At 62.3% G+C, this 25,980-nt stretch carries 23 protein-coding genes and 3 pseudogenes; 21 read left to right on the top strand and 5 right to left on the bottom strand.

Annotated features, from left to right (window positions below; genetic code table 11):
- Positions 1 to 152 precede the first annotated feature (152 nt).
- Positions 153 to 1,172: an AraC family transcriptional regulator gene (locus DRB87_RS14120; RefSeq protein WP_165385321.1), complete on the top strand. Its 1,020-nt coding sequence runs from the start codon at positions 153 to 155 to the stop codon at positions 1,170 to 1,172.
- A gap of 262 nt (positions 1,173 to 1,434) precedes the next feature.
- Here the strand turns inward: DRB87_RS14120 and DRB87_RS14125 are convergent, their stop codons facing one another.
- Positions 1,435 to 2,772, bottom strand: a complete 1,338-nt coding sequence (locus tag DRB87_RS14125; RefSeq protein WP_130026348.1) for a DEAD/DEAH box helicase — start codon at positions 2,770 to 2,772, stop codon at positions 1,435 to 1,437.
- Positions 2,773 to 2,981: 209 nt separating this feature from the next.
- On the opposite strand from DRB87_RS14125, the gene DRB87_RS14130 reads away from it, so the two are divergent.
- The 4 genes and pseudogenes from DRB87_RS14130 to DRB87_RS14145 all read left to right on the top strand — a co-directional run bounded on the left by DRB87_RS14130 (position 2,982) and on the right by DRB87_RS14145 (position 5,604).
- A complete protein-coding gene (locus DRB87_RS14130; protein WP_130026349.1) occupies positions 2,982 to 3,809 on the top strand; it encodes an AraC family transcriptional regulator in 828 nt (275 codons plus the stop codon).
- Positions 3,810 to 3,886: 77 nt separating this feature from the next.
- Complete coding sequence (locus tag DRB87_RS14135; protein ID WP_130026350.1) at positions 3,887 to 4,312, top strand: cupin domain-containing protein; 426 nt, start codon at positions 3,887 to 3,889, stop codon at positions 4,310 to 4,312.
- 178 nt (positions 4,313 to 4,490) lie between these two features.
- Positions 4,491 to 5,227: pseudogene (locus tag DRB87_RS14140) on the top strand (class I SAM-dependent methyltransferase).
- Positions 5,228 to 5,230: 3 nt separating this feature from the next.
- Positions 5,231 to 5,604 (top strand): annotated as a pseudogene (locus DRB87_RS14145) (GtrA family protein).
- Positions 5,605 to 5,608: 4 nt separating this feature from the next.
- On the opposite strand, the gene DRB87_RS14150 reads toward DRB87_RS14145, so the two are convergent.
- The 3 genes from DRB87_RS14150 to DRB87_RS14160 are packed head-to-tail and all read right to left on the bottom strand — an operon-like array spanning position 5,609 to position 8,890.
- On the bottom strand, positions 5,609 to 6,670 hold the full coding sequence (locus tag DRB87_RS14150) for a glycosyltransferase family 2 protein (protein WP_130026351.1): 1,062 nt from the start codon (positions 6,668 to 6,670) through the stop codon (positions 5,609 to 5,611).
- Positions 6,651 to 7,598, bottom strand: a complete 948-nt coding sequence (locus DRB87_RS14155) for a phosphatase PAP2 family protein (protein WP_130026352.1) — start codon at positions 7,596 to 7,598, stop codon at positions 6,651 to 6,653. Before DRB87_RS14155 ends, DRB87_RS14150 begins: the two co-directional genes overlap by 20 nt.
- The gene (locus DRB87_RS14160) at positions 7,595 to 8,890 is read right to left on the bottom strand and encodes a glycosyltransferase family 87 protein (protein ID WP_240755992.1); all 1,296 of its coding nucleotides are present in this window, start codon (positions 8,888 to 8,890) and stop codon (positions 7,595 to 7,597) included. Before DRB87_RS14160 ends, DRB87_RS14155 begins: the two co-directional genes overlap by 4 nt.
- A gap of 1,213 nt (positions 8,891 to 10,103) precedes the next feature.
- Between DRB87_RS14160 and DRB87_RS14165 the strand changes: the two genes are divergently transcribed.
- From DRB87_RS14165 to DRB87_RS14230, 14 genes and pseudogenes are all read left to right on the top strand, one after another.
- Entirely contained in the window at positions 10,104 to 10,289 is a 186-nt protein-coding gene (locus DRB87_RS14165) for a Flp family type IVb pilin (RefSeq protein ID WP_130026354.1), read from the top strand.
- Between the two features lie 116 nt (positions 10,290 to 10,405).
- A complete protein-coding gene (locus DRB87_RS14170; protein ID WP_130026355.1) occupies positions 10,406 to 10,945 on the top strand; it encodes a prepilin peptidase in 540 nt (179 codons plus the stop codon).
- Positions 10,946 to 10,976: 31 nt separating this feature from the next.
- Positions 10,977 to 12,410: an ATP-binding protein gene (locus DRB87_RS14175; RefSeq protein ID WP_130026356.1), complete on the top strand. Its 1,434-nt coding sequence runs from the start codon at positions 10,977 to 10,979 to the stop codon at positions 12,408 to 12,410.
- A gap of 12 nt (positions 12,411 to 12,422) precedes the next feature.
- Positions 12,423 to 13,262, top strand: a complete 840-nt coding sequence (gene cpaB, locus DRB87_RS14180; RefSeq protein ID WP_130026357.1) for a Flp pilus assembly protein CpaB — start codon at positions 12,423 to 12,425, stop codon at positions 13,260 to 13,262.
- 82 nt (positions 13,263 to 13,344) lie between these two features.
- Positions 13,345 to 15,120 (top strand): type II and III secretion system protein family protein, encoded by a 1,776-nt coding sequence (locus tag DRB87_RS14185; protein ID WP_130026358.1) that lies wholly within the window; start codon positions 13,345 to 13,347, stop codon positions 15,118 to 15,120.
- Positions 15,121 to 15,144: 24 nt separating this feature from the next.
- A complete protein-coding gene (locus DRB87_RS14190; protein WP_165385322.1) occupies positions 15,145 to 15,477 on the top strand; it encodes a hypothetical protein in 333 nt (110 codons plus the stop codon).
- Between the two features lie 154 nt (positions 15,478 to 15,631).
- Entirely contained in the window at positions 15,632 to 16,864 is a 1,233-nt protein-coding gene (locus tag DRB87_RS14195) for a pilus assembly protein TadG-related protein (RefSeq protein ID WP_130026359.1), read from the top strand.
- A 9-nt stretch (positions 16,865 to 16,873) separates the two neighbouring features.
- A complete protein-coding gene (locus DRB87_RS14200) occupies positions 16,874 to 17,395 on the top strand; it encodes a TadE/TadG family type IV pilus assembly protein (RefSeq protein WP_130026360.1) in 522 nt (173 codons plus the stop codon).
- Entirely contained in the window at positions 17,392 to 17,832 is a 441-nt protein-coding gene (locus DRB87_RS14205) for a TadE/TadG family type IV pilus assembly protein (protein WP_130026361.1), read from the top strand. Before DRB87_RS14200 ends, DRB87_RS14205 begins: the two co-directional genes overlap by 4 nt.
- Positions 17,833 to 17,860: 28 nt before the next feature.
- On the top strand, positions 17,861 to 19,069 hold the full coding sequence (locus DRB87_RS14210) for an AAA family ATPase (protein WP_130026362.1): 1,209 nt from the start codon (positions 17,861 to 17,863) through the stop codon (positions 19,067 to 19,069).
- Positions 19,070 to 19,156: 87 nt separating this feature from the next.
- The gene (locus tag DRB87_RS14215) at positions 19,157 to 20,467 is read left to right on the top strand and encodes a CpaF family protein (RefSeq protein ID WP_240756316.1); all 1,311 of its coding nucleotides are present in this window, start codon (positions 19,157 to 19,159) and stop codon (positions 20,465 to 20,467) included.
- Between the two features lie 42 nt (positions 20,468 to 20,509).
- Positions 20,510 to 21,486 (top strand): annotated as a pseudogene (locus tag DRB87_RS14220) (type II secretion system F family protein).
- A 22-nt stretch (positions 21,487 to 21,508) separates the two neighbouring features.
- A complete protein-coding gene (locus DRB87_RS14225; RefSeq protein ID WP_130026364.1) occupies positions 21,509 to 22,480 on the top strand; it encodes a type II secretion system F family protein in 972 nt (323 codons plus the stop codon).
- 213 nt (positions 22,481 to 22,693) lie between these two features.
- Positions 22,694 to 23,323, top strand: coding sequence for an isoprenylcysteine carboxylmethyltransferase family protein (locus DRB87_RS14230; protein ID WP_165385441.1), 630 nt, complete (start codon positions 22,694 to 22,696; stop codon positions 23,321 to 23,323).
- Between the two features lie 75 nt (positions 23,324 to 23,398).
- Here the strand turns inward: DRB87_RS14230 and cynR are convergent, their stop codons facing one another.
- Complete coding sequence (cynR, locus tag DRB87_RS14235) at positions 23,399 to 24,259, bottom strand: transcriptional regulator CynR (RefSeq protein ID WP_206100024.1); 861 nt, start codon at positions 24,257 to 24,259, stop codon at positions 23,399 to 23,401.
- Between the two features lie 155 nt (positions 24,260 to 24,414).
- Here cynR and DRB87_RS14240 point away from each other — a divergent pair, with 155 nt between their 5' ends.
- Positions 24,415 to 25,584 carry an HPP family protein gene (locus tag DRB87_RS14240; RefSeq protein ID WP_130026365.1) on the top strand — a complete coding sequence of 390 codons (1,170 nt, stop codon included), beginning with the start codon at positions 24,415 to 24,417 and terminating at the stop codon, positions 25,582 to 25,584.
- Positions 25,585 to 25,612: 28 nt separating this feature from the next.
- Positions 25,613 to 25,891 (top strand): hypothetical protein, encoded by a 279-nt coding sequence (locus tag DRB87_RS14245; RefSeq protein WP_130026366.1) that lies wholly within the window; start codon positions 25,613 to 25,615, stop codon positions 25,889 to 25,891.
- The last annotated feature ends 89 nt before the right edge of the window (positions 25,892 to 25,980 follow it).

A 25,980-nucleotide genomic window follows, 5' to 3' on the forward strand; every position in this document is an offset into this window, starting at 1 on the left:
CCACCATGCGGGAAACTTACGGCAGCGATTTTTTGCCAGCTTATGGGATTGACAGAAAATGGTTATACTTCTTACGCCATTCATTAAACATTTCACGCCACAACTCGTTGATTGCATCGCAGCGACGGTGTGTTGGGCGACGGAGCTTTCTGATGGATTTGCAGATTCGCGCGGCCACGTTCAGCGGCTATCTCGAGGTTGCCCAGGCGCTTCACTTCAGTCCGCATGAACTGCTGCGCAAGGCCGGAATAGATCCCGCCGTCTTGGCGACGCCGGAACAGTTGATTTCCGCCAAAGCGATGGTTTGGCTGATCGAAGAGTCCGCGGTGCAGACGGGGAAGATCAATTTCGGGCTGCGCATGGCAGACCAACGAAAAGCCTCCGGAATGGGGGTTGTCGGTATGCTGCTTCCGCATCGACGCACGTTGCGCGACGCGATCGAGACGCTGATCGAATACCGGCAATTGCTCAATGCGATGTTGGTCACCGACATCACCGACAACGGCAATGTCGTGTTTATTCGTCAGGAGGTCATGCCCGTAACAGGACACTACTCACGTCAGGCGACGGAGCTTGCCATGGGCGTTTTGGTTAACGCGTGCCGACTGCTGCTCGGAGCAAAATGGCGCCCCCTTTCGATACACTTTACGCACTCGCCTCCAACGGAACTGATGTTCCATGAGCGGGTGTTCGGATGCGAAGTGGTGTTCGACAGCGAGCTCAACGGTTTCACGTGTTTCAGTCGCGATCTCGATGGCTTGAACCCGCTCGCTGATCCATTCATGGTCGAGCAGCTTGAGCGAAGCATTCAGTCGCGGCTTGAAGTCGACCGCGACTCGGTGACCCTTTCGGTACAGCGAGCGATCGTGCTGCTCCTCCCTGTTGGCCGTGCATCCATCAACCAGGTGGCGGACCATCTTCATATGAGCGTGAGAACCTTGCAACGTCGTCTTGACGACGAGGCGCAGCAATTCTCCGATCTTGTGGGCGCGCTACGACGTGATCTGGCCGCACAGTACCTGATGAACAAGCGGTACTCCATCGAGCATGTTGCCACGCTACTTGGGTACACAAGCCAGAGCGCATTTGCGCGCTGGTTCAAAGGCGAATACGGCCGCTCGCCAACCCGTTGGCGCGCTTCCCCATCGAGCACTGAGTCGCACCCTGATTAGAACGGGTAAGGCGCCAACTGATATTGCTATCGTCAGGGCAGCGTCGTGAAGGCGCCCCGCCCCCTGAAATTTAGCGCCTCCGCTTTATAAGCGTTTCCCCACATAAGAAGTTCCGTGATGAGCGTTTGGCGATGGAGTGGTTTCAGAGCCGGGGGAAGCGAGCCCCCCTCTGCCAGCTTTCGTAATGCTTACCGGTTGTGGTGACTGACCGTTGTGACCGGTGCCCCGCAATTTTTCCGGGGTTGCGCCGCAAAGGCAGACGTCAGGGTTGGCGTTTGCCGCGACCACCCGCGAGTTTGCCGGTGGGTTTGCGCGAACCCGTAGCAGGTTTGCCGGCGGGCTTGGTGCGCGGCTTTTTGCTGAGCGCCTGCACCGTAACCGGCGCGGCCAACGGCACTTTGGGCTTCTTGGGCTTCTTGGGTTTCTTGATGATCTGGCCCGTCGCGCTGGTTTGCGGCACACGATGTTCGGCTTCAAAACCCGGCGCTTCTTCACGGCGCAGGGTTTGCCGGATCAGTGCTTCAATCGCGGCCAATTGCGGCGCTTCATCGGCACACACGAGGGACACCGCCACGCCGCTCGCGCCCGCGCGACCGGTACGGCCGATACGATGCACGTAGTCTTGCGCAACGATAGGCAGATCGACGTTGATCACCAGCGGCAGGTCGTCGATATCCAGCCCGCGCGCAGCCACATCGGTGGCTACGAGCATTTGAACGTCGCCCGTCTTGAAGCGCTCCAGCGCACGCAAGCGCGCGGGTTGGGGTTTGTCACCGTGGATGGTGTCGACCGCATAGCCCGCTTCATCCAGCATGGCCGCCAGATAATCCACCCCGTTGCGAGTTTTAACAAACACCAGCGCATGCTCCCAGTGGTTCTCCGCCACAAGATGCATGAAGAGGTCGGGCTTGTTCTTTTTATCCACCGTCACCACCCACTGCTTGATCTTGCTGGCCGTGGCGTTGGGCGGGCTGACGCTGATATTGATCGGGCCGCGCAGAACGCTCGCCGCCATGGCGCGGATGTCATCGGTAAACGTGGCGGAAAACAGCAGTGTCTGGCGCTGAGCGGGCAAGGCCGCAAAGACGGCGTTGAGTTCGCGCGCAAAGCCCAGATCCAGCATGCGATCGGCTTCATCGAGCACCAGCGTTTGTACTTGATCAAACTGCACCGCGTTCTGGCGATTGAGATCGAGCAAACGGCCAGGCGTGGCGACAAGCACATCGACGCCTTTGCGCAATTTCATCATCTGCGGGTTGAGGCTCACACCGCCATAGGCAGCCAGAAATCGTAAGTCGAGGCCTTCGCCGTAAGCGATGAAGCTTTGCAGCAGTTGCTCAGCCAATTCACGCGTGGGCACCAGAACAAGAACACGCGCACGGTTGCTCGACACCACCGAGCCGTGCTGCACCAGTCGTTGCAACAGCGGCAGCGCAAAAGCAGCGGTTTTACCAGTGCCGGTCTGTGCTTCAGCCATGACGTCCTTGCCACTGAGTACAGCGGGAATTGCCTTGACCTGCACCGGTGTAGGGGTCTCGTAATGGAGGCCCTGCACATTACGCAGCAGCGGATCGATCAGACCAAGCGAGGCAAAAGACATGGACGTATTCCGGGCTAAAACCGTAATTCTAGCGGTTACCGCGCGGGTTGCATCTCGCAGGTCCGTGGTCATATGGATCGGCGTCGACCATAGCGTGTCGTCGCGCGTGTGCTGTCTCATGCGACAATTCAGGGAGCGGCTGAACACCGTACCGCGCCTGAGCGCCCGCACCGCCTCGCGACACCTCAGGCCATCCAAGGCCATACATCATGAACCGATCATCATCGCGCTCACACCCCGACTGGGTGAGGCGCGCCGAGCCGACAGATGGCGTCGAGCGCATCGAAGCACGGTTTCACGGCAAGGCGTATGCCATGCACCGCCACGACACTTATGCGATTGGCCGCACCCTCGCCGGTGTTCAGCGTTTCAACTATAGGCGCGACCAGCGAAACAGCCTGCCCGGCAACACGATGGTGTTGCATCCCGACGAGGCCCACGATGGCCAGGCGGGCACCGACGAAGGATTCCATTACCGGATGATCTACGTCGAGCCTGCGTTCTTTCAGGCCGTACTCGGCGGACGCGCGCTGCCGTTCATCGAAGGCGGCGTGACGACCGATCCGCGCCTTGCTGCGGCAACCACAACGTTGCTGCAGCACGTCGGCGCGACGCTCGAACCGCTCGAACAGAGCGATGCGCTCGCCGAACTGGCACACGCACTTTCCGCCGTTGCGCGCATGCCCGCGCAACGCGTGAAAGGCGACTTCCTCGCAGCGCGGCGCGCACGCGACTACCTGCACACAAACTGCCTGCGCGTCGTCACGCTGGATGAACTCGAAGTGGCGACGGGCCGTGATCGCTGGAGCTTGTCGCACGACTTTCGCGCGTTCTACGGTACGAGCCCTTATCGTTATCTGACAATGCGGCGCCTCGATATGGTACGCCGCATGCTGCTTGCCGGCACCTCGCTTGCTCACGCCGCTGTGGCCGCAGGTTTTGCAGACCAGAGCCACATGACGCGACATTTCGCGAAGACGTTCGGGCTCACGCCGGGGCGCTGGCTCCAGATCGCGGGTGGTGTCGTGCACGGTTGACGACATCCACGATCGTTCAATACGGCCGCAAGGAACATGCGTACCCTCGGCGCATTGACCCATGAATGGAGAGAACGATGTCCCAATCCTCGAACCGCATCGCCGCGCCTGCCGAGCGCGGCCAGTGCCAGACCATCGACCTGATCGGCAAGATTGCGCAGATCGACGGTCACTGGCAACCGCGCGTCGTCGCTGAAATGAACGACTATCAGTTCAAAGTCGTAAAGGTTGAAGGCGAGTTCCTCTGGCACCGGCATGCCGATACCGACGAAACGTTTATTGTGCTCGAAGGCGAGTTGCGTATCGATTTTCGTACCGGGCCTTCGGGCGACGGTTCGATCGTGCTGCATGCCGGTCAAATGGCGGTGGTGCCCAAAGGCGTCGAGCACAAGCCCAGTGCAAATGCAGAAGTGAAACTGCTGCTGATCGAACCACGAGGTGTGGTGAACACAGGCGAGGGCGCGACGGGCGAGCGTACCGTCGAGAACGATCAATGGATTTAAAGCGGCCTCCGGCGCACTGGTCAGATCAAGAAATTGGAACTTCTGTGCATCAAGCCTGCCGGCATCGACTCAGGATTACCCGATACCGTCTGGCTTCGATCGCGCCGCCTGCCTATACTGAACGCACGCTGCCGTCGATCCTGCGGCGCAGTGGTGACTACGGGGGGAGAATAGCGCCATGTCGCCTGAAGCCTATCTCGATATGGCCGGCACCGAAGACCATCACTGGTGGTTCCAAGGGCGCAGACGCATTCTCGGCGATGTCATCCGCCGCTTGTCCTTGCCCACGGATGCCGCGATTCTGGAAATCGGTTCCGGCACCGGCGGCAACCTCGACATGCTTGCCGCCCACGGCCGTGTTCATGCCGTCGAGATGGATACCGACGCCTGTGCCATCGCCCGCAAAAAAACCGGCGGACGTTTCGACATTCGACAAGGGCACTGCCCCGACGATATGCCTTTCGACGGCTCCCACTACGATCTGGTCTGCCTCTTCGACTGTCTGGAACACATCGGACCCGATGTCGCTTCGCTACGCTGTGTTCGCGATCGACTCGCGCCGGGCGGCGCCGTACTGGTGTCCGTGCCGGCGAATGCGTGGATGTGGAGCCAGCACGACGTGATGCTGCACCACCATCGGCGCTATAGCCGGCAGACGTTGACGAAGACCGTCGAGTCCGCCGGGCTCGCCATCGAGCGCCTAACTTACTTCAACACGGCGCTGTTCCCCCTGGCTGTCGTCGCGCGCATGAAAGACCGACTGCTTCACGCATCGGTCGCCTCCGGCACCACCCTCCCCCATCGTGGCTCAACACCTCGCTCTATCGGATCTTCAGCGCGGAGCGTTGGGTCCTGCCCCATGTCGACCTGCCGTTCGGCGTGTCGCTGCTGGCGGTGCTCCGCGCGAAGCCCTAGCCCATGGCCTCGCGGACGCAGGGACGTTTCGTTCGTTTCGGCGTGTCGGGCGTGGCATCCACCGGCGTGCACGTGGCTGCGGCAACGACGTTGCTGGCGACGACACCGGTCGGACCAACGTTCGCGAACGCCGCCGCGTTTTGCATCGCAACGATCTGCTCCTATTTGCTCAACACCTTGTGGAGCTTCTCATCGCGCATCGATCACGCCAACGTCGTCCGCTTCGCGTTGGTGTCACTGGTCGGGCTGAGCATGACCACGGCGATTGCGCACGCCGTGGCCGCAATGGGGGGGCCGCATGGCTCGGCATTACCACGGTCGTCGCGACAGTGCCGCCCGTCACGTACCTGATGCATCGCCACTGGACGTATCGCTAAACGCTCAGTGCGCGCCCCAGTGCCTCGCCGCGACCGTGTGCGAGCGATGTTCACGCAAACGTGTCGTCGCTTGGCGAGCGCGCGGCAGCGCCTGCGTGGGAAGCTGACTCACCTTGCCGCTGCCCTGATACCGGTGCCGCACCAGATACACCGGCCGCCCTTTGGATTCGTCGTAAATGCGGCCCACGTATTCGCCCACGACACCGATGCCGATCAGTTGGATGCCGCCCATGAACAGGAGCACGCTCAGTAACGACGCATAGCCTGGCACATCGATACCGAGAATGAACGTGCGAAGGATGATGAACGATCCATACAAAAAGGCGACGAGGGCAATCGAAAGCCCCGCGTAGGTCCAGCTTCGCAGTGGCCAGGTGCTGAAGCTCGTGATGCCCTCAAGCGCGAAGTTCCACAAACGCCATCCGGAAAACTTTGATTGGCCCGCGCTGCGAGGCAGCCGTTCATACTCGATGACGGCAGTGCGATATCCGACCCATGCAAACAATCCCTTCATGAACCGGCGTCGCTCGGGCAAACGTTTGAGCGCGTTCACCACACGACGGTCCATCAAACGATAGTCACCCACGTTCTCCGGCAACTTCACGTCGGAAAGCCAGTTGTGGACACGGTAGTACATGCCCGCCGTGACCCGTTTGAGGTAGGGGTCGCATGCGCGGTTCGCCCGTTTGGCGAGGACCACGTCGGCGCCCTCCCGCCACAACGCCACCATCCGCACCATCAACTCCGGCGGGTCCTGCAGATCGACGTCGATCGGGATGACCGCATCGCCGGTCGCTTCGCTGATGCCGGCGGTGAGCGCGGCTTCCTTGCCGAAGTTTCTCGTCAGGTCAATGACGCGTATACGAGCGTCGCGTCTACGATAGGCCAGGAGTCGCTCCAGCGTGTCGTCGTGGCTGCCGTCGTTGACGAAAACGATCTCGAACGTAATCGATGTCATGCGCTCCAGAATCGGCACAATGCTTCGGAAGAACGGGTCGATGGCTTCGCTCTCGTTGAAGCACGGCACGACGAGCGATATCCGCTTTTTATCCGTGGATTTGGACATGAGGGACTCCCTGTTCCGAAGAGGCGATGGGCGGCACGGCGCCGCTTGAGCCCGCGAGGACATGACGCGTCGCCATCGTGGCTTCCGGCACGACGCCAAGGAGACGACGCGCGACGAGGATGGCAAGGACAGCGACGCCAATGCCGGCAAGAATATCGACCAGATAGTGACCGCCCTCGCTGATGGCAGACACAATCACCAGCAGGTTCAAGGGCAGGAACACCCGAGCGAGCCGCCGAGATCCACGGGCTGCCTGGATGAGCAGGACCGACAGCACCGCGTGATAGGACGGTATTGAAATCAGCCCCTGAAGTTGCCCGAGATCGACGACCGCGAGTCGATGCTGTCGAAGCGCGTCGAAATGGGTCAGATCGGCGAGCTTCGCCGGGTCCCCGCCGAAATGCACGAAGGCGCCGGCCGCCGGCACAATGCCCGAGACGGCGATCGTCACCAGACAAGACAACACCATGGCCGTCGAGAACACGCGCACCTCGACCAAACGTCCGGTCAGCGACAGGAACACCACCACGAAAGCGATCTGCAGCATGCCGCTGGCATAAGCGAGCGCGAATGCCAGTGACAGCGGCCGATGGGCACGCACAAACGCATGCCAGGTCGGCCAGTCGAAATGCAGCCAGGCATCCATTCTCACGAGGGTGACATCGACAAGCGGGGCATCGGTCGCGACCACTACATAGCTGAGCAGTGCCGCGACATGACTGAAGACAATCAGGAGGATGACCTGGGAACACGCGGTGCGGATCCGTTCGTCCGGGCGATAACGCGTGTAGACAAGCCACACGCCGGCAAGCGTGACGCAGGCCAGTGCCGGCATGACAAGGCTAACGGGGGCGATACCGATCCGCAGCACGGCCAATCCGATGGCGGCGGCCAAGGCAATGCCGACGTTGATCCACAGCCAGTTCATGTTGCCGCCTCGCAGATCGGTTGTGTAAGGACTGCCCGTGCTTCGAAACGGATCTTGCGATGGATGCCGACGAGGGTCGTCAATGTGACGAACGGCAGGAACTGGAAGCCGACAAAATCCACCACAACAAGGCCCAGCAAGGGCGTAAGCCAGAGCAACACCAGCCACTCGCGTTCGCCGGCGCGCCAGCCGCGCGCCACACCATGAACACATAGCCATGCAATCACGAGCCCCAGCCACACCATGTCGTAGTCATAGAGATAGGGACTGATCAGCAGGCTGGCGGTCACGAGCGCGGCGGCGCGCAACGGATAGGCGCACGGCTTGCGCCAGGCGTTCGCGACGACCGCAGCCGCCGCTAGCGCCGCCGTGGCATGCAAGGCATAAGCGACTAATATCGGCGCATGCATCATGCGGGCCATGATAAAAACAGTAGGCATTCTGAACAAATGCGCTTGGCCCTCGGCAACGGTGCCCTGTGCCGCCTGCGCGCCGTGCAGGAACCCCAGCAGGGTTTCCGGACCGAACGCAACGAGACTGAGCAGCCAGGACGTCAGCGCGGTTGCGAGGCATGCCGCGAGCGCGCGCCAGGCGCGACAGCAAAGAAATGCCAGCGGAAAAAGAATCGCGAGATGTGGCTTCACGAACAGCAGGCCCGCACAGACCCCAGCCCATCCGGCGTGTCTACGCAGCAGACAGAGCGAAAGCCCGGCGAGCCCGGCGGTGAGACAGGCGGCTTGCCCAGCGACGAGTACCAACGCAATGCCGGGGAACCCGAGGATTGGCCAAATCGCCTGCGGCCATGGCGCGATCATGCGCACGACGCGCACGAACAGCAGCAGCGCGCCGAACGCGAAGACCCCATACGCCACCCAGAATGGCAGCAACGCGAGCGGCAGCACGAACAGCAGCATGGTCGGCGGATACAACCACGGCATGATGCCGTTCAGGTCGCGCATGTACGGCTCGACCAGGATCTCAACCCGCGTCAGTTTGATCACGTCGTAGGCGTCGAGCGCGTGCCCGTTCAGCCCGAGATAGGAAGCACTCCAGAACGGCAGAAAGTCGAGGGCGAGCGGCGGCACCTCCGGTTGGTGCAGGACGGTGCGACGAACGACCCATCCGATCGCCAGGATGACATAGCAAATCAGGGCAGCGAGGGGGTACAGCCGCAAGCGTCGTACATCGAGCCAGTGAGGCGGCGCATCGCCGCCGCCATGTGCGGACGTCCGGATGCCGGTCCGCATGAGCGAGCGCGCACGATGAACGTCCGTCCGGCGTCTGGCCTTCATGGTGTATCCCCGAAAGATCACATCAACGCAACGGTTGCGTGAAACCCTTGCCGCCTCAATTTTCATCTGACAGTGCGTCGTCACAGTGCATGTCGTGACGCGTGTCGTTGCTGACGGCTCGGGATATCGTGCGCTTTGTGAAAACCATTGTTTGCGGTTTCCTAACTAAATTTCAAGTCAGTGTTTCTCCTAAACAATCCGGCACTTAGGTCAAACAAAGACCCGACGTTTCAAATTTGCTTCATTTTTCCGTGACTTCTTACCTTCCACATTATTGGCGAAGAAGCGAAGCTCCTCGACATCACACGAATAGCGAATCACAGCATTTAATCAAGATTTTCGCTAAACATTCGATGTGGTGAAGATTGGCTTGCGCATTGGCTTTCGCAGATTTTTTTAGAACTATTCGCTCGGCTCATTAGCATCGTTTTTTGTTAGTGATACCCCTTATCCATGGCAAGCATCGGTGAATATATTTAATTGGTTTCCCGATTCGTGATCCCCCTTACTTTTGGTATGCAACCAAAGGGTTTTCACCAGTGAAAAATTAAAAGATGACGTTTCTCCGGGTTAGCGAAAAAGGCGTAACGACGGCAGGGTTTGCGCTTGCACGTTTCAGTTCTGAAACGTTTTTCGCGAAACATTCCTAGGCTGGCAGCCCGGCGCCAACGCGAGGTGGCCGTGAGAAGGCCGCCCGATCAGCGTTCGGGGGAAGCTGGCCCGTCTCTTGCACAGTCCCTGGCGTGCCGCTCAATCACGGGGCGGACCGGTTGAAGATCGTAGCCGTACGCGGCAGATCTCGGCGGTCCGAGCGAGATGAGGATCTCGCAGGATGGGGCGGCGCCGGCGAATAGCCGCAGGCGAAGTCATCAAGCCATGCGGTCGCCCGATAGGGGTATAAAAAAATGTGTGGACCAGATCCATGCTTCTCAGCAGATCGCCGAGGGCGCCCGCTCGGGCACGCAAGCCCCGCGCCTTCGGCGAGCCTGCCTTGTTGCGTACGGCGGCATGCGTGCCGCGCCACGCGACCCGCCACGCTCCCAGCTCCCGTCACCCGTCAAGTCACGACGTCGTCCATCGCTCGCATGGGTCGATGCCGTGCCGACACGTACCCCCTTTCGAAGGGCGGCCGCAAAACATCGAGCCGTTCTTCCTCCCCCATCCGTCGTGCCAACGAAGGATATTTCGCCACCTCAAGTGCAAGGAGATTGTCATGAAAACCATCGTCAAGTTTGGCCAACGTTTCATCCAGGACGAAAGCGGTGTCACCGCCGTGGAGTACGGACTCATCGCCGCGTTGATCGCCGTCGTGATCCTCGCTTCGGTGACGATCGTCGGCACGCAGCTCAACTCGACGTTCAGCAAGATCGGTTCCGCGCTGACGTCGGCGAACGGTTGAGCGAACGATGCCAAAGCGGGTGGCCTCAAGGAGCGAACCCCGCTCCCCCCCGGCCACCCGCACTCTCCCCCGCGAGTGCGAGACGCGAATTCCGAACGATAGGCGAGGTAACGATCATGCATGAAGCAACCATCATGGCACCGAACCTGAGCGCATTCGGCACGGTGACCCTGGTCGTCGCGGCCGCCGCCTGCGACTTGCAATCCCGACGCATTCCCAATCGCCTGGTCGGAAGCGCATGGCTTACCGCGCTGGCGATGCAGATTTGGGTCCACGGTTGGCTTGACGGGAGCGCCGCATGGGCGCTGGGCTGGCTGACCGGTTTGGCGATGTTCCTGCCGTTCTATCTGCTGCGCGGCATGGCCGCCGGCGATGTGAAGCTGATGATGGCCGTCGGCGCATGGATCGGCGCACATCAGGCCTTCGACGTGGCAATCGCCACCTTCATGCTCGGCGGCATCTGGAGCGTCGGATTGTCGCTCCTGCGCGGAAACGCCGCGCAACTGTTCAGCAATACCCGCGCCATCGTCAGCCAATGGGGGCCGCGCGGTTACGACGCGCCGGCGTCAAGGAGGGCTGCCGCATCGGTTGGCGCCATTCCTTACGGACTGGCGATCGCGCTGGGCACGATTGGCGTCCTGTTCGCGCAGGCCTGAACTCCACGGAAACAGTCACGGGGTACGCATCATGGATCAACACAGCGTAACCGATTCGACGACGCCGCAAGGCAAAGACGGCATGTCGCCATTGACGCCATCGCATCTTGCGAACGGCCACGAGGCAGGCGCCAACACAGCGCCAGCACTCCGGTCGGTGGCGGACACGGGACTCGACATGTCGTTTCTCGTCGATCTCGTCAGTAAATCCTGCTTCGTCAGCGGCAAGACAACGCTGCTGGCACTGATGGACGGTCTCAAGCTACCGCTGAGCGTGCTCGACGAGCTGATCGCCTTCACCGTGCGCGAACATCTGATGGAGATCACCCACCGGGGCGCCCTGGACGCGGACGTCCATGTCCGGCTGACCGATGCGGGACATACGCGAGCGCGCGAAGCGATGAACCTGTGCAGCTATGTCGGACCGGCACCGGTGACGCTCGACGCCTATGTAACGTCGGTCAAGGCCCACTCCGTGCGCAAGTTGCAGGTCAAGAGAACATTTGTCAAACAAGCTTTCAAGGGCACGACGCTGGATTCTCGCTTGCTCGATGAGATCGCGTCGTCGCTCAACGCCGCACGCCCTCTGATGCTGTTCGGCCCGGCAGGCAGCGGCAAGACCTACCTGGCCGAGCGCCTGGGCACGCTGCTTCAGGGCGCGGCGCCGATTCCCTTCGCCATCTCGGTGTCGGGCGAGGTCATCCAGGTGTTCGATCCGCTCGTGCACGTGCCGGTGGCCGACGCGAGTGTTGTCGGCCAGCCGCACCTGCGGGACCGCCGCTGGCTTTGGTGCGAGCGCCCGCTCGTGATTTCGGGCGGCGAGCTGACGCTCGACATGCTGGAGGTCTGCTACGACGCCTCCACCGGCTTCTATCAGGCGCCCCCGCACATGAAAGCGAATGGCGGCATCTACATCATCGACGACTTCGGCCGTCAGATGGCGCCGCCCCAGGCGCTCGCCAATCGCTGGATCGTGCCGCTGGATCGCAACATCGATGTCCACACGCTCCACACCGGACGCCGCTTCATCGTGCCATTCGACGTATGGCCGGTGTTCTCGTCGAACCTCAATCCGTGGGAGCTTTGCGACGAACCCTTCCTGCGCAGGCTGGGTTGCAAGCTTTACGTGGGCGCGATGGAGCCCGACGCCTACCGCCGCATCTTCGATGCCGAATGCCGGCGCCTTGGGCTCGCCGCAGGAGACGACGCCTTCGACTACCTGACGCAAAAGCTTCATGGCATGTCCGCCACGCCGCTGATGGCCTGCTACCCGCGCGACTTGCTGCTGCAGGTCGAAGCTGAGTGTCGCTATATGGAAAGCGCGATGACGGTCACCGCGGACCTGCTCGACGATGCATGGCGCCGTTACTTCGACATGAATCACCGGGGACGTCGAAGTTGGCAGGACGATGGCATGCGCTCGCTTGGCGACGCCCCTTTCGCCACACCGTTCGATCATCACTGAGGAGCAACGATCATGAAAAACCCGAAGGCGTTATCGATGTTGCTGATCGCCATCGTGGCCGGGTTGGCCTCGGTGGTGTTTGCCGCCCAATGGCTGTCGCGTCAGTCCGCGGCCTCGGTGACCTCCGTTGCCGTGGCCGCCGGCGATGTCAGCCTCGGCCAGCCCCTCAATACCGAACTCATCAGGATGACCAACTGGCCCGCCGACAGCATCCCGCAAGGGGCGTTCCACGATCCGAAGCTGCTCGACGGCCGCGTCGCGCGCGTCGGCATGCAGCGCGGCGAGCCGATTCTCGAATCGAAGCTCGCACCGCTGGGGACCAAGGGCGGTCTGTCGGCGGTCATCGGGGAGGGCAAGCGAGCCATCACGGTGAGAGTCAACGACGTGGTCGGCGTGGCCGGCTTCGCGCTGCCCGGCAACTACGTCGACGTCATCGTCAACACCAGCGAGACCGAGCGCAAAGGGCCGACCGATCAGAGCATTTCCAAGATCGTGCTGGAGAAGATCCTGGTGCTTGCCGTGGCACAGCAAGTCAGCCGCGACGATACCGCGCCGAAGGTGGTCAACGCCGTAACGCTCGAAGTCACGCCCGAGCAAGCCGAAAAGCTCGACCTCGCGCGAAGTGTCGGCACGTTGTCGCTGGTACTGCGCAACCAGGTCGACGGCGCGGCATTGGCGACCACAGGCGCGACCAAGATGACGCTGCTGAACGAACCGGCGGCACCGCCCGTCGCCGCCCGTGAGCCCGTGCGTGCCGCGGTGATACGCAAGCCTTCGCGGCCCGCGCCGGCCCGCTCGGGCGACTGCGTGGGCGTGCTGTCGGGCGCGCACGGCGGCGTGGAGTGCTTCTAATTACAACAGGCCTGTCAACGCTGTCACGAGTCACACGGCAATGCCGAACTGCGCGCCAAGGCGTGCTACCCCGGGGAACATCATGAAAAACATTCGCAAAACCTGTCAGGCACGCCCCATGGCGATCGCTGCGCTCGCTTGTTGCGCGCTCGTCGCGATGTCGCACGCCGGGGCGCAGACCGCTGCGGAGTACGGTGTCATTGCCAACGGCACTTCGTCGCCGGGCAAACGGGTCGCCGCCGGCGGGCCGGTGCAGATGACGATCAGCATGGCGCCGACTGCCCCGGTACAACCGGCCGTGAACGTGCGCGGCCCCAACTGCACGGGAAATCTGCGGAGCACACGCGACGTCACCGTACCGATCGGGAAGTCGACGATACTTCAGCTCGACGAGCCGGTGCGCAACCGCACGCTCGGCGATCCGACGGTAGTACAGGCCGCGATGGTGGCGCCCAAGACCATGTACCTGCTCGGTCTCGCGGTCGGCACGACCAACATGATCGTGCAGGGACGCAGCGGCGGCTGCGATGTGATCAATGTCGCCGTCAACAGCGATGCCGGCGGCCTGCAGTCGTCGATTTCGCAGTTGATGCCCGACGAACGGAACGTGCGCGTGACAAGCGCGGGCGGTGACCTGGTCCTGGCCGGACGCGTCTCGAGTGCGGCGTCCGCCCAGCAAGTGGTCGAGATCGCACAGGCGTATGCCAAGCGCGGCAAGACGGAAGGGCATGTCCTGAACATGATGGCGGTCGACGCGCCGCAACAGGTCATGCTGGAAGTCAAGGTCGCGGAGGTCTCCAAGACCCTCATCAACCAGATGGGGTCGGCACTGAACCTGCAGGGCGGCTTCGGGAGTTGGACCGGTGGGATCGTGAGCAGCCTGCTCTCGGGCGCGGGGACGCTCCTGTCAGCGTCCAAATCGAACCGGCTCCCGCTGAGTATGCAACTGGATGCCCAGAAGACGGACAACCTCGTGAAGATTCTCGCGGAACCGAATCTGGTGACGCTGTCTGGACAAGAAGCCAGCTTCCTGTCCGGCGGGAAGATTTTCATTCCGGTGCCACAGAGCAGTTCCAACGGCACCACCACGATCACGCTTCAGCAAGAAGAGTTCGGTGTGGCCCTGCGGTTCCTGCCGACCGTGCTTGACGGCGACCGCATCAACCTGAAGGTGGCGCCGGAAGTCTCCGAGCTGTCGCCGACGGGCGTGACGCTCACGTCCACCAATGTCAGCGGCGTGAACATCCTGCCGCTGATCACGACACGCCGCGCATCCACGACCGTGCAGATGCGCGACGGCGAGACATTCGCCATCGGCGGTCTGCTGCAAAACAACGTGAGCGGTGCGCTCAAAGCGTTCCCCGGTCTCGGCGAAGTCCCCGTGCTCGGCGCGCTGATGCGCAGCACGTCGTTCCAGAACGACCTGACCGAACTGGTGTTCATCATCACGCCGCATCTCGTGAAACCCCTGCGCACGGCGACAACTCCGCCATTGCCGACGGACAGCTTCACCACGCCCAGCGCCATCGACGTCTACGCGACCGGCAATATGGAAGGACGTCGCAAAGTGGCGCCCGTCCAGGCCCCTGCCCCGGCGCAATCCCCGGCACAAGACACGCCCGCCGCACCGCCGCCGCAACCGGGCGTGCCGCCGTCGAGCCTGCAACCGACGCCCGTCACCCGGCCCGCCGATGGCGTCAATCCGTCGGTGAACGCGGCGCGCGATGCTTCGTTGTCGAGTGTCCCGGCCAAGCCGGCGCCGAACGCCGTGCGCAGTGACGTGAGCATCGCGCCCGAGGCCGGCATGCCCCAACACACCGCGTCGATCGATCCGATGCGCCAGCTTTACACCCATTGAGACCCGTGATCCTGGGGAACCATCATGAAAACAGTCACCACGATGATGTTGCGCAGCGCCGCCATCGGCGCGAGCACTGCGGTTTGCCTCACGCTTGCCGGCTGCATGAGTTCATCGCCGATATGGGACGCGCATATGGGCGAGTCGGTGAGAAATGTCATGCACGCTCAGATCATTCATCCCGGGCCGCCGACGGATGACGACGCGCGCGGCACAGACGGTCGTGCCGCCGTGGCCGCGATGAAAAACTACGACAAGTCGCTGCGCTCGCCAACGCCGACGGCCAGCCCGTTCGTCATCGGCGTAAGCAGCGGCGGCTCGCCCATGTCGGCGCCGTCCGGGGATACCGGTCAGTAGCGCGTCCGAAACACGTTCCCGACGCACTCGTAACGCTGCGTGTGCGGCGGGCGCGACAGGCGCGACCGTCGCCCGCCACTCCATCACCCTGACGCTCAAGCGAGGCATGCTCATCATGCGAACCCTCCACACTCGACGCCGTGCCCGAGGTCGGATGCCGCGACGCGAAGGCGGCGCCATCGCGATTGTCGTGGGGCTGATGCTGGCGGTCCTGATCGGTTTCGCCGGTCTCGCGCTTGATCTCGGCAAGCTCTATGTCACGCGCAGCGAACTGCAAAACAGCGCCGATGCCTGCGCGCTGTCGGCCGCGCGAGACCTGACTGGCGCAACCCCGCTGTCAGTGTCCGAAGCCGCCGGCATTGCCGCCGGGCATATCAATACCGCCCTGTTCCAGTCGACCCCCGTGACCATGACGGTGGATAGCAGCGTGACGTACAGCACGACGGCGACCGGCGCCTATGTCGACAAGGGCAGCGTGACCGGATCGTTGGCCAGCATCAAGTACGTGCAGTGCACCACCGCGATGAGCGGCATCGCCAACTGGCTCATCGAGGTACTCAACGTGCTGCCGGGTGTCAGCATCGGCCCCGGTTCTGTGTCGGCACGCGCGGTGGCGACCACGACCTCGGCGCAGACGACATGTGCGATCCCCGTCTTCGTTTGCGATCCATCGAAATTCTCGCCGGCAAGCAGCTACAGCATCGGCCAATGGCTGGTTGGCAAGGGCGACAGCTCCACGGGGACTTATGCGGGCGGGGATTTCGGATGGGCGAATCTCACCGGCAGCGGCAACAGCGGCACGCCATCGCTTTCGGGCGAGCTCACAGGGTCGGGGCAATGCAACCTGCCCGTTGTAGGCACCACCGTCGGCACGGCGGGCAACAAAGCGTCGCTCGATACCGCCTACAACACGCGCTTCGGCATTTACCCGGGAGGGACACCGCCCAATGACGGCACGTCGATCACGGACTTCACCGGCTTCGCGTATGACGCCACGACGTGGAGCGCGCAGGCCAACGCCTACAACGATTTCGTGACGCAGCGCAAAAACAACGCGCCGTATCAGGGCGATACGGCCGCGGGCCTGAAGACCAAAGGGACCGCGGCGGCGAAGTCGGTGTATCAGGCGGGCGCGGACCGGCGGCTGCCGATTGCGCCAATGGTCGACTGCTCGAACCCCGGCACAGGCAGCGGCGGGGCCATCTTCACCCTCACGGGCTGGGTGTGCGTGCTGATGCTCGATCCGATGCAACAGGGCGGCAATATCGATTCGGTTCATCTCGAGTATCGCGGGAAAGCGAGCGATGTCGGCAGCCCGTGCGCGACGCAAGGCACGCCTGGGTCGGTCGGCGCCGTCGGGCCGCTGGTGCCGGTTCTCGTGCAATAGGAGGCGACCATGACACCCCTGCGTCATCGTCACGGAAATCAGCGCGGTGTGGTCGCGGTGGAGTTCGGTCTCGTGCTGCCCGTGCTGCTCGGGCTGTTCGGCGGGATGGTCGAGATGGGACACGCCATCTACCAGTACGACACCCTGACGAAATCGGTTCGCAACGCCACGCGCTATCTGTCCGAATTCTCGCCGATAGACCCGAACTACCCCCTCGCAGGGGCCAAATGCCTGGCCGTGTACGGCAATACCGGCTGTACCGGAACGCCGCTGATCGGCAATCTGACGACATCGAACGTGGTGGTCTGCGATCGCAGCAGCACCACCGCGCCAAGCTGCCAGGACCTGACATACGCCAATTACATGGTGTACGACGCCACCAACAACAGCAACGCGGGCACATCGGTCGGCACCATCAATCTGGTGTCGGTCAAAATTTCGGGATATCAGTACTCGCCGATCCAGGCGATCCTGAACTTCTCCGGTCTGACGTTCGGCGATATCAAGACCGTCATGAGGCAAGTGCTATGAAGCCCCCTCGCCTATCGTGTCGGCGCGCCGCCCAGCGCGGTGCGGCCGCCGTCGAATTCGCCATTGTCTCGGCCTTGTTCATTACCTTGCTGATCGGCCTGATGGAGTTTGCGCGCATTCTCTTCTATTGGAATACCGCAGCTGAAGCGGCGCGATTGGGGGCACGCGTAGCGGTCGTCTGCGATGTGGGCGCGAGCGCGGTGCAGAGCAAGATGATCAGCCTCATGCCACAACTCGCCACGGCCAATATCCAGGTGGCGTACACGCCGCCGGGTTGCGACACGAGCAGTTGCTCGCTCGTCACGGTCAGCTACACAGGGCTAACCGTCAACACCTTCATTCCCTTTGTCCCGATTTCGGTCACGTTGCCTCCATTCACCACGACGTTGCCGCGCGAAAGCCTGAGCAGCGCGTCCGGTGGGAACGTATGCAGTTGAACATCGCAAAAAGACAGACGAGGCCATCATGCTGAAAGTATTGCTCGTTTCGCAAGCATCGGACCGTTTGGCGTTGATCGCCCGCCTCGCGCGCGACCGCCCCGAGTACGATTGCTCGACGCTGCTCGCCACGCCGGCCCAATTGCTCACGTCGGCCGCACGGCTGAGCGAACACGATGTCGCGGTGATCGATTTGCCAGGCATGCAACAGGGCGAACTGCACGACATTCAAATGCTCTGCCAGCAGTTGCCGAAACTGATTTGCATCCTCGTGTCGGCCGAATCGTCGCCCGCCTTGCTGATTTCGGCGATGCGCGCCGGCGCCCGCGACGTGCTGCCCTGGCCGGTCGATCAACACGCGCTGACCGACGCCCTCGCCCGGGCGTCGATGCAGCACGGGCACGATGCGCCGCACCCGATGCGCGCCGTCTCGTTCATGTCGTGCAAGGGCGGCGCCGGCACCAGCTTCGTGGCGAGCAATGCGTCCTATCAATTTGCGGTGCAGACCGGCAGCCGCGTGCTGCTGATTGATCTCGCCCAGGAGTTCGGCGACGCGGCGTTCCTGATAAGCGACAAGACGCCGCCAACGACCCTGCCGGACGTTTGCGCGCAAGCCGATCGCATCGACGCCTCGTTCCTCGAAGGGTGCGTGACGCACGTCGACGACGGCTTCGATGTCCTGGCCGGCGCGGGCGATCCGGTCGCCGCGCTCGGTGTGACGGAAGCCAGCCTGAAGCGCATTCTCACGGCAGCCGCAAGCCGCTACGACCTGGTGGTGTTCGACATCGGCCAGATCCTCAACCCGCTCTCCCTCTATGCATTGCAGCGCAGCGATCACATCTACGTAGTCCTGCGGGCGAACATGCCATTCCTGCGGGCGAGTCGTCGGCTGTTCGACTTGCTGCGCCGCCAGGGGGTCGCCATGGACACGGTCCACTACGTGCTCAATCGGGCCGGACGGCACGATGCTGTCGCGGTCAAGGAGGTGGCGAAGGTCATCGGCAAGCCGGCGTTGGCAGTCTTGCCCGACGAGGACGCGGTCGCTGCCGCCGCCACCAGCCAAGGCGTACCGGTGCTCACGTTGTTCAAGCGCAGTGCCCTGACCCGGGCGCTGGGTGGTCTGGCATCGAGCATGGTGGGCGCCCACGCGAGCGCAGGCATCGCGCCGGCGAACCACGGTTCGTTCATCGGCAAGCTCTTCCGCAAGGCGTCGGCCGGGCGGCCCACCCTCGTTTGATCGTCGAAACTTTGCCTCTGGGAGATCATCATGTCGCCAATCCTCGATGCCCCGTCTTTGCTGAGTCCGGCCACGTCGTCGGAGCGCATGGCTGCACCGCTCCAGGTCGCCTCCGGCATCGGTCCGCATTACGGTGAGCTCAAGCGCAAGATGCACGAGATGGTGCTGGCACGCGTCGAGCTGGAAAAACTCGCACGCCTGTCGGACACGCAAGTCAAACACGAACTCGTACAGTTGATCGATCGTGTCGTGGGCGAGCAGAACGTGCTCGTCAACGACGCGGAGCGCCGGCAGCTCGCCGGCGACATCTACGACGAGATGTTCGGCCTGGGGCCGCTCGAAGCGCTGTTGCGCGATCCGACCATCTCCGACATTCTCGTCAACACGCACAAGCGCACGTATGTCGAGCGCTTCGGCAAGCTCGAATCGACGGCCGTGACGTTCTACGACGACGCGCACCTGATGAAGATCATCGAGAAGATCGTCTCGCGCGTGGGGCGCCGCATCGACGAGTCGAGTCCGATGGTCGATGCCCGCCTGCCGGACGGCTCGCGTATCAACGCCATCATTCCCCCGTCGGCGATTGACGGTCCGCTGCTGTCGATTCGCCGCTTCGGCACCACCGCATTGCAGATGGCCGACCTCGTCCGGCTCGGCACACTCACGGAGCCGATGGCCGAAGTACTGTCCGCGCTGACTCACGCCAAGGTCAACATGCTGATCTCAGGCGGCACGGGCAGCGGCAAGACAACCTTGCTCAATATCCTCTCGAGCTTCATCCCGGACAACGAACGCATCGTGACCATCGAAGATGCCGCGGAACTACAGTTGCACCAGCTGCATGTGCTGCGGCTCGAAACGCGTCCGCCGAACATCGAGGGCAAGGGCGAAATCACGCAGCGCACGCTGGTCCGCAACGCGTTGCGGATGCGCCCCGACCGCATCATCCTTGGCGAAGTGCGCGGCGCGGAAGCGCTCGACATGCTCAATGCCATGAATACCGGTCACGAGGGGTCGCTCGCCACGATCCACGCGAATACCCCGCGCGATGCCCTGACCCGCATGGAAAACATGATCAGCATGTCGGGCCTGCAACTGCCGCCCAAGGCGATGCGTCAGCAGATCGCTTCTGCCATCACCGTGATCGTGCAGACGGCGCGCCTCACGGATGGACGTCGTCGGCTGGTCAGCCTGCAGGAAATCACGGGGATGGAAGGCGACATCATCTCCATGCAGGAGATTTTCACGTTCAAGCGGACCGGGGTCGGCGGCAATGGCGAAGTGAAAGGTCATTTCGTCGCCAGCGGTGTACGTCCGAAGTTCTCCGAGCGCCTTCAGGCATTCGGCGTCGCTTTGCCGGATGCCATCTACGATCCGTCGCGCCGGTTGGAAGTGTGACGATACCCCCGCCCGACGGGCGTCCCGCAGTGGGAGGAAACGATGAGTCCGTACTTCTACATTTTCGCGATTCTGCTCTTCGCGGCCGTGGTACTGGCCATCGAAGCCGTCTATCAGTGGTGGAGCAACCAGCACAGCGCAGCCGCCAAACGGATCGAGTCGCGCATTCGTTCGCTCTCGGCCGGCGGCCATGTCGACCGGGAGCACACGTCGATCCTGAAGACGCGGATGCTGAGCGATTCGCCGAGACTGGAACAGCTTCTGATGCGCATGCCCCGTGTGCACAGCCTCGATCTGTTCATCCTGCAGTCGGGCTATCGTGGTCGGTGAGCCGCCTGCTGACGTTCATCCTGCTACTGGGCGCCGGGGCAGTGATCCTGGTGCTGATGTTGCCGCTGCCGTGGCGCCTGGCGCTGATCGCAGGGCCTCTGGCGGCATGCTTGCCGGTCCTGTATGTGATGCGTCGTCGCAGACGTCGACTTGCGCAGCTCGAACGCCAGTTGCCGGAAGCGGCCGACATGATCGCCCGCGCGTTGCGCGCAGGGCATGCGTTCACGGGGGCGATCGAGATGGTCGGCGATGAAATGTCGGCCCCTATCGGTGGCGAGTTCCACATCATGTTCGACGAAATCAACTACGGCGTCAGCCTCAACGACGCCCTGCTGAACCTCGCGACACGCGTGCCGGTTGCCGATCTACGCTACTTCATCATTGCGGTGATGATTCAGCGCGAGAGCGGCGGCAATCTCGCCGAGATCATGGGCAACATCGCCGAGCTCACGCGAGAGCGGCTCAAGCTGTATGAAAAGGTCAAGGTGCTGTCGGCCGAAGGACGTCTGTCCGCCAATATTCTGGAGGTGCTGCCGTTCGGCGCCGCCGGCATCATCATGGTGGTCAACCCGGCGTTTCTTGAAATTCTCTGGCACGACCCCGCCGGCATCAAGCTGGCCGTGGTGGCGCTGGTGCTGATGGCGTTGGGAATGGTGTGGATGCGCATGATTATTCGTATCCGCGTGTGAACGGCGACGGCGGGGAACTGTCATGCCACAACTCAATCAAGGCCAAATGGTCCTGCTGGTCGGCGTCTTCGTGATCTCGTTCAGCATTGCGCTGGTCGCAGCGATCTGGTTCTGGCCCCAGAAAGCGAAAGCGCGCGCTCGCGTGGGGGCCCTCGGCGCCGGCGCGTCGGCGGACGCGCCCGGCGAGCCGACCGGTACACGCGAGTGGATCGAGCGCCTCGCCGAATGGTCGCAACCGATCTCGAAACTCTCGTTGCCCAAAGAGGGGTGGGAGCATTCCGTCCTGCGGGTGCAGTTCATGAACGCCGGCTGGCGCGATGCGTCGGCGCCCGCGCTCTACTTTGCGGCCAAGACATTGCTGGCGCTGGTGCTGCCGTTGATCGGCTACTACGTTGCGAGCACGCACCACACGACGATCAACCGCACGCTGCTCCTGAGCGTTCTGTTGTTGCTCGGTGCGATCGGCTACTATTTGCCGAACGGCATTCTGACGCGCCGAATCGCCTGGCGCCAACGCGTGATTTTCGAGGATTTTCCGGACGCACTCGATCTGTTGACCGTGTGTGTCGAAGCGGGGTTGAGCCTCGATGCGGCGCTGGCGCGTGTCGCGAAGGAAATTCACGTTCGCAGCGCGGTGCTCGCGCACGAATTCGACTTGATGTTGCTCGAACTCCGGTCGGGCTATTCCAAGGAGCGTGCCTTGCGCAATCTGAGCCTGCGAACGGGCGTCGAGGATATCGATACGTTCGTGTCGATGCTGATCCAGGCCGAGCGCTTCGGGACCAGCATCGGGGCGTCGTTGCGGGTGTTGTCGGAGACCTTGCGAATGAAGCGGCGGCTACGAGCCGAGGAGCGCGCGGCCAAAATCGCGCTGAAACTGCTGTTCCCGCTGATCTTCTTCATCTTCCCGACATTGCTGCTGGTGCTGCTTGGCCCGGCGTTCCTTCAGATCTACCGGGTGTTGCTGCCTTCGCTTTCCGGTTCGATCCATTAGCGCCGGCATGGCATTGCCACGATGACGCCTGTGCCGGAACTACACCGGCATCGCTTGACGGCAATACAAGGCGTTGTTCGCGGCGCGGGGACAGAGCAAAAACGACCGGCACGCGAGGTGCCGACGTGACCAGCATCAAGGACCTGGATCATGGAAAGCAAAAACTACGTGGATCTGCCCCTGGACGGTGCGTTGTCCCGTGACGAACCGGGCATGCAGTCTCGACCCCACTGGCGTGAAATGGCGGTGGAGATATCGGTGCGCGTGTGCTCAGCGCTGCTGCTGAGCATCTTTGCGTATTCGGCCATCCTGCAATGGCGCCTGGACCCGGCCCGTCTGACGGTGCTGCTGCTTGCGCTTGCGTCGTCGTTGACCGTCGGTCTGTCGCTGTTTGCCCGCATTCCCGAGAAGCGCGACTGGCGACCGCTGAGCATTGCGCTGTCGGTCGGCGGCACGTTCTACTTCCTGGCTATCGAGCTGGCGCCAGGGATCCGGCTTATCCCGGAGCAGGTGGGTGCAACCCTGTGTTGTGCGGGCATTCTGTGGCAACTGCTCGCCAAGGCGTCGTTGCGCCGGTCGTTCGGCATCTTGCCGGCAAACCGGGGCATCGTGACCCGCGGCGCCTATCGTCTTGTCCGGCATCCGATCTATCTCGGCTACTTCATCACGGACATGGGCTTCCTGTCGACGAACTTCGGTTGGCGCAATCTCCTCGTCTATGTCGGCTTGTACGTCCTTCAGATTGGACGTCTGCTTCGGGAAGAACGGCTCTTGTCCCACGACCCGGAATATCGCGCTTATCGAGCGATCGTGCGTTACCGCGTCATCCCCGGGGTGTTCTGACGACAGTGCCGTCGGGCCGACGAAGGTCGTCGTCGATGAATGACGACGCAAGCCCAAGCTGACGCGTCGACGACATCACGATGTTCGCAAAGGCCTTTGCGGCGGCGGTTCGGTGGACCCGCTGCCGCTCGAGAATGGCCACGGTACGGCTCGTGATGGGCTCCGGCAAATCGAGATGCGAGAGCCCTGTCGGCACGTCCCCGCTGACCTGGGGCAATACGGTGGCCATCCCCCAAGCTGGACAATTCTCAGTACCGCGCTGATCGAGTTGGCCTCGATCTCGATGTTCGGCGCGATTTTGTGCGCTCGGAAGTACGCATCCGCATACGTCCTAGCGGCAAAACCTTCGACGAGCATCACAAGCGGCAGGCTCGCAAATTGCGCCGATGTGATGGCACCCCCCGCGCAGCGCAGTGGATGCGCCGAACTGACGACAAGCGTTGCCCGCTCCTCGAATAGGGGCGTCACCTGGATGCCTTCGGTTCGAACATCGGTGAATCCAACGCCAATGTCGCTTTCATCCGCGCACAACGCGTCTTCGATGGCGTCGAGCGACATTTCCGACAAATACACGTGGACGTTCGGATAGTGCTCGTGAAACGAGTGCACCCATTTCGGCATCAGCGATTCGGTAAATGAAGGCGTACACGCCACGCGAAGCACCCCGCGCGACAAATCCTCCACCTCCTGCAACGCTCGCCACCCGGCTTCAAGCTCGAACAGCGCCTTGCGCGCATGCGCAACGTATGTCTCACCGGCATCGGTGAGTCGGATCGACCGTCCGGATCGATCAAACAACGTCGTGCCGAGGTAGTCCTCGAGCTGCTTGATCTGCTGCGACAACCCAGGCTGGGAAACACCTAACGCGTCGGCAGCACGCGTGAAGTTCTTGTGCTCTGCAACAGCGAGCAAATATCGAATCTGACGTGGAACCACGGCGCGGCTCTCCATAACTTGAACTTATCGGGACCATTGCAACCACGTCTTGGACTCAATCGACGCGCAGAGGCAGAATCATGGACGGCCCGCCGATCAAAGTCACTCGTGCGGCGAGTCGCTTTTTCTTTTACACCATAACAATTCGAAAGGTTATGTTGACTCAAAAGCAGTTGCAAGCGTGGTTAGGCGCGTTCCTGCCGAACGCCACAGGCCTGCGTACACGGGAACGCCTGCGTTCTGGCCTGGGCGCAGCAACAGCGCTGACGATCGCCGGACTGATCATCCATCGACTCCCCGGGTTCTCCAGCCGCTTTCCGTTGCTGATCGCCCCGATGGGAGCCTCTTCGGTGCTGCTCTTTGCCGTACCCGCGAGCCCACTCGCTCAACCGTGGTCGGTGATTGGCGGCAACGTCATCGCCGCCATCGTCGGCGTCACGTGCGGCATCGTCATTACGAATGTGCCGATTGCCGGCGCGATCGCCGTTTCCGTGGCCATTCTGGCGATGTTTGCGGCGCGTTGCGTGCATCCGCCCGCCGGTGCCGTGGCACTGACCGCCGTGTTCGGCGGGGCCGGCATCCATGAAATGGGCTATGCCTTCGCCATTGCCCCCGTTGCCCTGCAGTCGACGGTGCTGGTGTCGCTCGCCATCATTTATCACTCGCTCACGGGGCACCGCTATCCGCATCGCGTGGTAAAGGTCAAGGCGACGGAGTCGGCGGATGCTTCGATACAAGCCGGCGGCGGATTCACGCGTAAAGATCTGGAAGCCGTGCTGGCGCGCCGAAATGAATTCATCGACGTGGACATCGACGACCTGGAGGCGCTCCTGCGAGAAACCCAGCTCGCCGCCTGCCGCCGAACATTTCACGGCCTGACGTGCGAGGACATCATGACGAAGTCGCCATTGACGGTGCTCAAGGAGACGGATTGCTCGGTGGCGCTCAAGTTGCTGGAGCGTCACGCCATCAAGGCCCTTCCGGTACGCGACGCCGATCATCAGATCGTCGGCATCGTGACGCGGTATGACATCCATCGCGAGCTTGGACGTGCGGCAGGACCGCAAAGCATTGGCAACGCGCTCGGTTGGCTTCTCCCCGGGAAGGACAACACCCGATCGGTCGGCTCGGTGATGACGACCAAGGTGTGCACCGCAAAGGGCTCAGATTCCATTCTCGACTTGCTGCCCACGTTCTCCACGACCGGGCACCACCATATTCCAGTGGTTGATGACGGCAATCGTGTCATCGGCATGATTACGGAGAGCGACTTGATTGCGGGACTTCACGCGGGAACGCAAATTCACCAGCTCGAAGCCGCGTAGATCTTCCCGGCATTTACCAGGAGGGGGCATGAACCTGAGAACCATCGAGACCTATCGGTCCGTCCACATCGAGGCTGCGCTCGAGCTTGAGCATCACGGGTACATCGCGTGGATACGCTATCGCGATAGGCGCAGGATGATTGCCCACCGGCAAGTGGCTCCCTCGGTCGGAAAATGCTTTGAGGCGGTAGATGTCCTCGTCAGGCAGTTGCGTGCCGAAATTGACGAGATGATTCGGCGCGGCGACGCCACCGAAGATCCAAGACGGGTTCACTGGGCGCCGGGGCCGTCGCCCCGGATGCCGTAGGGCGAGCGGTAGTCCGGGACGGGCGACGATCCCTCTTCCCTATGCCTCGCGCCTATTTCTCCGTCAGGCTGGCCTAACGACGGTGTCGT

This window comes from Pandoraea sp. XY-2 (assembly GCF_004193915.1).
Lineage (GTDB): Bacteria > Pseudomonadota > Gammaproteobacteria > Burkholderiales > Burkholderiaceae > Pandoraea > Pandoraea cepalis.